This window comes from Pseudomonas sp. PICF141, from assembly GCF_002286815.1.
Lineage (GTDB): Bacteria > Pseudomonadota > Gammaproteobacteria > Pseudomonadales > Pseudomonadaceae > Aquipseudomonas.
Genome location: NZ_MUNM01000070.1, coordinates 1 through 6,033 on the forward strand (window position 1 = coordinate 1; position 6,033 = coordinate 6,033).

At 59.5% G+C, this 6,033-nt stretch carries 6 protein-coding genes; 3 read left to right on the plus strand and 3 right to left on the minus strand.

Annotated elements, in window-relative coordinates:
* Positions 1–97: 97 nt before the first annotated feature.
* The 3 genes from BZL43_RS20285 to BZL43_RS20295 all read right to left on the minus strand — a co-directional run bounded on the left by BZL43_RS20285 (position 98) and on the right by BZL43_RS20295 (position 2,503).
* The gene (locus BZL43_RS20285; protein WP_095633947.1) at positions 98–1,201 is read right to left on the minus strand and encodes an NADH:flavin oxidoreductase; all 1,104 of its coding nucleotides are present in this window, start codon (positions 1,199–1,201) and stop codon (positions 98–100) included.
* Positions 1,202–1,411: 210 nt separating this feature from the next.
* Positions 1,412–1,894 carry a glutathione peroxidase gene (locus tag BZL43_RS20290; protein ID WP_095633948.1) on the minus strand — a complete coding sequence of 161 codons (483 nt, stop codon included), beginning with the start codon at positions 1,892–1,894 and terminating at the stop codon, positions 1,412–1,414.
* A 123-nt stretch (positions 1,895–2,017) separates the two neighbouring features.
* Positions 2,018–2,503 carry a peptidylprolyl isomerase gene (locus BZL43_RS20295; RefSeq protein ID WP_095633949.1) on the minus strand — a complete coding sequence of 162 codons (486 nt, stop codon included), beginning with the start codon at positions 2,501–2,503 and terminating at the stop codon, positions 2,018–2,020.
* Here BZL43_RS20295 and BZL43_RS20300 point away from each other — a divergent pair.
* From BZL43_RS20300 to BZL43_RS20310, 3 genes are all read left to right on the plus strand, one after another.
* Entirely contained in the window at positions 2,502–2,810 is a 309-nt protein-coding gene (locus BZL43_RS20300; protein WP_177409345.1) for a DUF3565 domain-containing protein, read from the plus strand. The genes BZL43_RS20295 and BZL43_RS20300 overlap by 2 nt on opposite strands.
* Before the next feature lie 74 nt (positions 2,811–2,884).
* Positions 2,885–4,984: a phosphate acetyltransferase gene (gene pta, locus BZL43_RS20305; RefSeq protein ID WP_095633951.1), complete on the plus strand. Its 2,100-nt coding sequence runs from the start codon at positions 2,885–2,887 to the stop codon at positions 4,982–4,984.
* Entirely contained in the window at positions 4,985–5,893 is a 909-nt protein-coding gene (locus BZL43_RS20310; RefSeq protein ID WP_095633952.1) for an acyltransferase, read from the plus strand. It abuts the gene before it with no gap.
* Positions 5,894–6,033: the final 140 nt, after the last annotated feature.

Consider the following 6,033-nt stretch of genomic DNA (forward strand, 5'->3'; position numbering starts at 1 on the left):
AGCCATTTCATTAGGTTAGCGTCGCTCGCAATATGGCGAACGACACAAATTCTGTAGGAGCGAGGCTTGCCCGCGAAGAGGCCCTTCCAGACGCTACTTAAACCAGCGTCATCAACGCCTCACGGCTGAACGGCAAAATGTCCTGCTCCCGACCGTCGCGCACTTTCTGCGCCCAGTCCGGGTCCACCAGCAAGGCACGCCCCACTGCCACCAGATCGAATTCATCATTATTCAAACGCTCCAGCAGTTTTTCCAGGCTGGCCGGTTGCGCGATCTTGTCGGTGTTGACCATGAACTGCAGGAACTCGCCATCCAGGCCGACGCTGCCGACAGTGATCGTCGGTTTGCCGGTGAGCTGGCGGGTCCAGCCGGCCAGGTTGAGTTGGGAACCGTCGAATTCAGGCTCCCAGAAACGCCGCGTCGAGCAATGGAAAATGTCCACGCCAGCGTCGGACAATGGCTTGAGGAACTCGCCCAAAGCTTGCGGGGTTTGCACTAAACGTGCGGTGTAGTCCTGCTGCTTCCACTGGGAGAAACGGAAGATGATCGGGAACCCCTCACCGACCGCTGCGCGCACCGCCTCAACCAATTCGATGGCGAAGCGCGAACGGTTCGCCAGGCTGCCCCCGTATTCGTCAGTGCGCTGATTGCTGCCTTCCCAGAAAAACTGGTCTACCAGATAGCCGTGGGCACCGTGGATTTCCACGCCGTCCATGCCGATGCTCTGAGCATCCCTGGCGGCTTGGGCGAACGCGGCGATCACGTCCTGAATATCGTCCTTGGTCATGCCATGAACCACGACCTGACCGTCCTTCAATTTTTCCGTCGGACCGTAGCCAGGCACGCTGGCGTCCGGTTCGGTGCCGATGCGGCGCACGCTGCCCACATGCCACAGTTGCGGAACGATCTTGCCGCCTTCGGCATGCACTGCATCAACGACTTTCTTCCAGCCGGCCAAAGCCGCTTCACCATAGAAATGCGGCACGTTCGGATAGCCGTTGGAGGCCTTGTGACCGACGGTGGTGCCTTCGGTGATGATCAAACCCACCCCGGCAGCGGCGCGACGACGGTAGTACTCGACCACTTTGGAATCAGGCACGCCGCCCGGCGAAAACGAGCGGGTCATCGGCGCCATGACGACGCGGGTCGGCAACTCGAGAGCGCCAAGACGAAAAGGCTTGAACAGGGCTTTGACAGGCATGGGACGCTCCACGGGACATAGACTTTATGACGGCGATAATATGCGGCGCAGCAAGCGATGCACAGCACTATTGATTGCGGTGATTAAGGTCTAAAAGATAGGAAGCATTGTAGGAGCGAGGCTTGCCCGCGAAGGCGTCATGTCGGTCGATATCAATGTTGAATGACATGACGCTTCGCCGGCAAGCCTCGCTCCTACACAGAGGGGATGTCAGCCCAGCGCTTTTTCGATCGCCTGGATGACAGCAGGATCATCCGGCGCCGTACGCGGCGAGAACCGCGCCAGCACGCGACCGTCCTTGCCCAGCAGGAATTTCTCGAAGTTCCAGGTGATGTCGCCCGGGAATTCCGCACCTTCGCCCGCCAACAGTTTGTATAACTGATGACGTTCATGACCGTTGACTTCCAGCTTGCTGGACAATGGAAAGGTCACGCCATAGTTGAGGCTGCAGAATGTCTGGATCTCTTGCTCGGTACCCGGTTCCTGTCCGGCAAACTGGTTGCACGGCAAGCCCAGCACACTGAAACCCTTGTCCTTGTATTGCTGGTAGAGTTTTTCCAGCGCCGCATACTGTGGCGTCAAACCACATTTGGAGGCGACGTTGACCACCAGCACGACATGCCCCTTGAAGGGCGCCAAAGGTAGCTCCTGGCCATCCAGGGCTGTCAGTTTAAGGTCGTGAAAAGCACTCATGACGAACTCCAAATTCCAGTGTTCTTCTCAAAACAGCCACTTGGCGGTGCCATCAACGACAGCCGCGGACTAAAAAGGCGCCCTCAGGCGCCTCTCCAGCTCTCGAAAGCTTAGCGCAGAAAATCAGTGGTGATGGCCACCTTCGCCATGGACGTGACCATGAGCGATTTCTTCCTGGCTGGCGTCACGGATGTCGACGATCTTGACCTGGAAATTCAGGCGCTGACCGGCCAACGGGTGGTTGCCGTCGACAGTGACATCGTTGCCGTCCAGATCGCGAATGGTGACGATCTGCATCTGGCCATCCGGAGCGGATGCGTGGAACTGCATGCCCACTTCCAACTCATCGACGCCTTCGAAATTCTTGCGGTCCAGGGTACTGACCAGTTCCGCGGAGTATTCGCCGTAGGCGTCTTCAGGTTCTACGGCGACCTTCAGTTCGTCACCGACTGCTTTGCCTTCCAGTGCTTTTTCCAGGCCCGGGATGATGTTACCTGCGCCATGCAGATAGACCAGCGGCGCGCCGCCGGCGGAGCTGTCGATGACCTTACCAGCGTCGTCGGTCAGGGTATAGTCGATAGAGACAGCCTTATTGGCGGCGATCAGCATGGGGCGAAACCTTTTGTATAAGAATGATGAATGTCCAAGTTTAGCGAAGCAATCGGCCGAAAGCGAACACAACCCGGACAGACGGGATGCGACAAAAGGATCGACGGTCACAGGCTTCCATCAGGATGAAGACGGACACTGGGTAGCCGAGCTTTCCTGTGGCCATACTCAGCATCTGCGCCACCAGCCGCCCTGGCAATCCCGGGCCTGGGTGCTGGACCCTGCGTTACGTCAGGAAAAAATAGGCCTGCCCTTTGATTGCGGATGGTGCGCACAAGGCTCGGTTAGCGATAACCTTGACGACTGAATATCGGTAGATCGTCATTTATAGATGATCACCTGGCGGCCACGACTGCCCACATGCACCTGCAGGGAATCCGCATGCAAACTTTTTTTATCGCGCCCACCGATTTTGGTGTGGGTCTGACCTCCATCAGCCTCGGGCTGGTGCGTACGCTTGAGCGGGCCGGCCTCAAAGTCGGCTTTTTCAAACCGATTGCCCAGCCGCACCCAGGCGATACGGGCCCTGAACGCTCCACCGAACTGGTGGCCCGCACCCACGGTTTGAAACCGCCTCAGCCGTTGGGCCTGGCCCATGTCGAGCGGATGCTCGGCGACGGTCAGCTGGATGAACTGCTGGAAGAAATTATCACCCTTTATCAGCAAGCCGCTGTCGGCAAAGACGTGCTGATCGTCGAAGGCATGGTCCCGACCCGCAGCGCCAGCTACGCTGCGCGGGTCAACCTGCATTTGGCCAAGAGCCTGGACGCCGACGTGATTCTGGTCTCGGCACCGGAAAACGAAGTGCTGACTGAGTTGTCCGGCCGGGTGGAGTTGCAGGCGCAATTGTTCGGCGGGCCGAAAGACCCGAAAGTCTTGGGCGTGATTCTCAACAAGGTAAAGACCGACGAAAGCATGGAGGCCTTCGCCTCGCGCCTGAAGGAACACTCGCCGTTGTTGCGCAGTGGCGACTTCCGCTTGCTTGGCTGCATCCCGTATCAACCGGAACTGAATGCCCCGCGCACCCGCGACGTGGCCGACCTGATGGGCGCTCAAGTGCTCAACGCCGGCGATTACGAAACCCGGCGCATGACCAAAATCATCATCTGCGCGCGAACCATGCGCAACACCGTGGAATTGCTTAAACCTGGTGTGCTGGTGGTAACCCCCGGCGATCGTGACGACATCATCCTTGCCGTCAGCCTGGCGGCGATGAACGGCGTGCCCCTGGCTGGCCTGTTGCTGACCAGCGACACCCTGCCCGACCCACGCATCATGGATCTGTGCCGTGGCGCCTTGCAGGCCGGCCTGCCGGTGTTGTCGGTCAGCACCGGTTCCTACGAGACCGCCAACCAGTTGAACGGTCTGAACAAGGAAATTCCGATCGACGACCGCGAACGTGCGGAGATCATCACCGATTTCGTCGCCAGCCACCTCGACGCCAACTGGCTGCACCAGCGCTGCGGCACGCCACGGGAAATGCGCCTGTCGCCAGCGGTGTTCCGCTACCAGTTGATCCAGCGCGCCCAAGCCGCCAACAAGCGCATCGTGTTGCCCGAAGGCAGCGAGCCGTTGACCGTGCAGGCCGCCGCGATCTGTCAGGCCCGCGGCATTGCCCGTTGCGTGTTGCTGGCCAAACCGGCGGACGTCGAAGCGGTCGCACGCGCCCAAGGCATCGAGTTGCCGCCGGGGCTGGAAATCCTCGACCCGGACCTGATTCGCGAGCGTTACGTCGAACCAATGGTTGCCCTGCGCAAGACTAAAAGCCTCAACGCGCCGATGGCCGAGCAACAACTGGAAGACACCGTGGTGATCGGCACCATGATGCTGGCGCTGGATGAAGTCGACGGGCTGGTGTCCGGGGTCATTCACTCCACCGCCAACACCATCCGCCCGGCTCTGCAACTGATCAAGACCGCGCCGGGCTGCACCCTGGTATCTTCGGTGTTCTTCATGCTGTTTCCGGAAGAAGTACTGGTTTACGGCGACTGCGTGATGAACCCGCACCCGAGTGCCAGCGAACTGGCCGAGATTGCCCTGCAAAGCGCCGATTCGGCCGCAGCGTTTGGCATCACGCCGCGCGTGGCGATGATCAGTTACTCCAGTGGCGAGTCAGCCAGCGGTGAAGAAGTCGAGAAAGTTCGTGAAGCCACACTGCTCGCCCACGAACAGCAAAACTCGCTGCTGATCGACGGCCCGTTGCAGTACGACGCCGCCGCCAACGAAACCGTTGCCCGGCAACTGGCGCCGAACAGCCAGGTGGCCGGTCGTGCCACGGTGTTCGTGTTCCCCGACTTGAACACCGGCAACACCACCCACAAAGCCGTGCAGCGCAGCGCCGACTGCGTCAGCCTCGGGCCGATGCTGCAAGGCTTGCGCAAACCGGTGAACGACCTGCCGCGCGGCGCGCAGGTCGACGACATCGTCTACACCATCGCGTTGACCGCGATCCAAGCTGCCAACCGACCGATGGATGTTTAAATGCTGGATTTTCTACCTGCACCCGTGCGCGGCGTGATCGCCTCGCTGTTGTTGGCACTGAACACGATTGTCTGCTGCACGCCGCTGTTCGTGGTGGCGATCTTCAAACTGCTGCTGCCCTTCCCCGCCGCCCAGCGTTTCACCAACTGGCTGATGGGCCACATCCACGAAACCTGGATCAGCAACAACAAAGCCTGGATGGACCTGCTCGGGCACACGCGCTGGCAGCTCAGCGGGCTGGAAGGTCTGGACTATCAGCACTCGTATTTGATCACCAGCAACCACCAGAGCTGGGTCGACATCATGGTGTTGCAGTACGTGCTCAACCGGCGCATCCGCCCGCTGAAGTTCTTCCTCAAACAGCAGCTGATCTGGGTGCCGGTGATTGGCCTGGCGTGGTGGGCGCTCGGTTTTCCGTTCATGAAGCGTTATTCCAAGGCCTATCTGGAGAAGCATCCCGAGAAGAAAGGCAAAGACCTGGAAACCACCCGCAAGACCTGCGACAAGTTCCGCCATAACCCGGTGGGGATTTTCAACTTCGTCGAAGGCACGCGCTTCACCGAGGGCAAGCACGTACAGCAGAGCTCACCGTTCCGCTACCTGCTCAAGCCGAAAGCGGGTGGCATTGCCTTCGTGCTGGATGCCATGGGCGACCAACTGGAAGCCATCGTCAACGTGACCATTCACTATCCGGCGGGGCGTCCGGGTTATTGGGATTTGCTCTGTGGGAACGTGAAGGATGTGGTCGTGCATTTTCAGGAGCTGAAGATTCCACCGCAGTTCGTTGGCAAGAACTACGACCAGGATGGGGTGTATCGGCTTGAGTTTCAGGGCTGGATCAATCAGCTGTGGAACGACAAGGATGCGTTGCTGGGGCAGATGCACCGTGAGTATCCCGCCAAGGTTTGAGGTGTTTGTACCGGCCTCTTCGCGGGCAAGCCTCGCTCCTACAAGTCGGGGTGATTGCAATTAACCTGTAGGAGCGAGGCTTGCCCGCGAAGGCGTCTTCCCAGACACAAAAAAACCCGCCGATGATCACTCATCGGCGG

What these genes read in the sequence shown, in the direction of transcription:
- BZL43_RS20285 (WP_095633947.1), bottom strand. Translation starts at nt 1,201, where the DNA reads ATGCCTGTCAAAGCCCTGTTCAAGCCTTTTCGTCTTGGCGCTCTCGAG.
- BZL43_RS20295 (WP_095633949.1), bottom strand. Translation starts at nt 2,503, where the DNA reads ATGCTGATCGCCGCCAATAAGGCTGTCTCTATCGACTATACCCTGACC.
- BZL43_RS20290 (WP_095633948.1), bottom strand. Translation starts at nt 1,894, where the DNA reads ATGAGTGCTTTTCACGACCTTAAACTGACAGCCCTGGATGGCCAGGAG.
- BZL43_RS20310 (WP_095633952.1), top strand. Translation starts at nt 4,985, where the DNA reads ATGCTGGATTTTCTACCTGCACCCGTGCGCGGCGTGATCGCCTCGCTG.
- BZL43_RS20300 (WP_177409345.1), top strand. Translation starts at nt 2,502, where the DNA reads ATGGGGCGAAACCTTTTGTATAAGAATGATGAATGTCCAAGTTTAGCG.
- pta (WP_095633951.1), top strand. Translation starts at nt 2,885, where the DNA reads ATGCAAACTTTTTTTATCGCGCCCACCGATTTTGGTGTGGGTCTGACC.